Annotated in this window: 3 protein-coding genes; 2 read left to right on the forward strand and 1 reads right to left on the reverse strand. The window is 64.6% G+C overall.

Annotated elements, in window-relative coordinates; translation table 11 throughout:
- Positions 1 to 192 precede the first annotated feature (192 nt).
- A complete protein-coding gene (locus ABFE16_09840) occupies positions 193 to 1,128 on the reverse strand; it encodes a hypothetical protein (protein ID MEN6345600.1) in 936 nt (311 codons plus the stop codon).
- Between the two features lie 208 nt (positions 1,129 to 1,336).
- Between ABFE16_09840 and ABFE16_09845 the strand changes: the two genes are divergently transcribed.
- Together ABFE16_09845 and ABFE16_09850 are read left to right on the forward strand one after the other, a co-directional pair.
- Positions 1,337 to 1,867, forward strand: coding sequence for a hypothetical protein (locus ABFE16_09845; protein MEN6345601.1), 531 nt, complete (start codon positions 1,337 to 1,339; stop codon positions 1,865 to 1,867).
- A gap of 102 nt (positions 1,868 to 1,969) precedes the next feature.
- A partial coding sequence (locus ABFE16_09850; GenBank protein ID MEN6345602.1) for an SPFH domain-containing protein occupies positions 1,970 to 2,325 on the forward strand: 356 nt, incomplete at its 3' end.

Consider the following 2,325-nt stretch of genomic DNA (forward strand, 5'->3'; position numbering starts at 1 on the left):
GCGCCGCGTATGGCTGGGCTTCGCCTCCGGCTGCCCGGTGCAGGACCTGTGGCGGGACCTGCTACAGCGCCTCCAACCACCACTAGAACCCACCGCCACGGCCAGGTTCATGAATAATGCGGGCTAGCCTCGATCGGCCTTTCCATGGCCGTCCACCTGGAAGCTCCTGCCCTGACTCCGGCCCGACGGTGTTTACGGAGTCGGCGGTGGCAGTGTCACCGTGGTGAACTGCGCCACCGAGCTCTTCAGCCAGCCGCTCTCTGTGCCGCAGGTCGGCGTTGCCTCCCCGGCTCGCCGAGCTCCCACGACCCAGTAGTAGGTCCTGCCGCCCTGAAGAGGCGTGTTGGTCCCCGGACTGTAGGTCCACTTTCCGGTGCTGCCCATCCCCTGCACGACCGGTGATTGCACCACCGGCTGCCCACTACCACTGGCCGAGCTGTAGATCCGCACCTGGTACTCGTCGGCGCCGGTCGTGAGGTCCCACTGGAAGGTCATGCTGCGAGGGTCGACCGCAGGCCCGCCGCTCAGAGGCGAAGTAGGTGTCGCCGCGTACATGTAGGTGACCGGGCCCTGGGGATCGCTCGGCTCTCCGAGAGCCTGGGAAGGTGTGACACTGAACTGGGTCGCCTGCTCCGTGCCGACCTGGGAAGTCTGCGCAGCCGTTGAGTAGGAGTGGGTGTTCGGCTTCGTCACGCGCCGAGCACGGTAGTAGTAGGTCTGCCCGGCCACGAGCCCGGGGCGGCTGTAGGTCACTGCGATCGTCCCGGTCGCCTGGTTGCCATAGTCCAGGTACGTGAAGCTGTGGTTGAAGGTCAGACCGCTGACGGCGCCTCCCCAGTCACCGTAATCATAGAGGCTCTGCTGCGCGAGGCAGTCCACCAGGTTATAGGGCTCCGCCGCGAGACCGGGACTGTTCGACCGGTACACGAGCCACGCGACGACCAGCGACGGGTCTGAGATGTTCCCGCTCCATCCCATCTGGATCGACGCAGTTCCTCCCGGCCCCGACTGGTACAGATGCGCGTACTTGACTTCCCCTGCGGACTCCTCGTTGCCACCACCACAACCGGCAACCACCATCGCCACCACAACTCCGGATAGACCCGTAATCCACCAGCGTGACAGCATGGCACACACCTCGCCCAAGAGAGTGAGCTTGCCCGGCAGGGCTCCTACCTTTGGTAGTTGCACTCATGGACGCTTGAGGGGTTCGCTTTGTTGCATCAAGGTCACGTTTCTTGCACTGCTCACGGTGTGAAGGAACCCCTATCCCCGGCCGCGAATAGGTACACTGCAGGCCCATGACTACGCGATGGCGCCCCGGGGAGGTGCCAGAGTGTCTGATCTACGAGACCAGATCCGCCGCGACGAAGGCCCTTTGCAGGAGCTCCTGGCCAGTATCCCAGGTTTTGACGGCTACCGTGAGAGGGAGATCCGGCGCACCGCCGACCAACTCCTCCGCGAGCATCTCGTTGCCGAGCTGGACAGAGTCCGCGACGAGCTCAAGCGGGTGGTCGCCACCTGGGCCCAGGCAGGCAAGTTGCAGCAATTGGAGCAGATCGACCGTCTCTCGAGACTCCTGGGCAAAGCCCGCGACAACATCCGCTTCGCCGACTACGGCTACACCGGGTTCTTCGATGCGGTCAAGATCGGCGAAGAGCAGCTTGACCGCTTGTACGAGTACGACCAGTCACTGCGCACGCAGATCGGCGGCTGCAGCGACGCCGTGTGCCAACTCGGCGCTGCCGAGGATGCCGCAGCCGCAGAGCGCATGGCCGCACTCGAGACGGCGATCCACCACCTGCAGGAGATGATCGACCGCCGTGGCGAGGTCGTGGCCGAAGCAACCGGCCCCGCACAGAGCTAAGACAGCCTGCCACACGCATCCCTCGCCAGGCGAGGACCGAGCAATTGGGACACCGGAGCCCGAGCTCAGGGCTGGCTTGGTCCCCAGGGTAGGAGGCCTTTGATGGCACTGATGGACGTCCTTGAGTGGACTGATGTAACCGGCACAGAGATCGTGCATCGCTGGCCCGAGTACGGTCAGGCCGACATCCGCCTCGGCTCCCAGCTGACGGTCCGTGAGAGCCAGACGGCCGTGTTCTTCCGCGATGGCAAAGCCCTCGACGTGTTCCGACCGGGGCGCCACACCCTCACCACGAACAACATCCCGCTCCTGGGGACGCTCGTCAACCTGCCCTTTGGCGGGCAGACGCCCTTCCAGGCCGAAGTGTACTTCGTCAACATGAAGACCTTCACCGGGATGAAGTGGGGCACTCCGACGCCGATTGTCTTCCGCGATTCCGAGTTGCACACCGTCCCGCT

The organism is Armatimonadia bacterium (genome assembly GCA_039679385.1).
Lineage (GTDB): Bacteria > Armatimonadota > Zipacnadia > Zipacnadales > JABUFB01 > JAJFTQ01.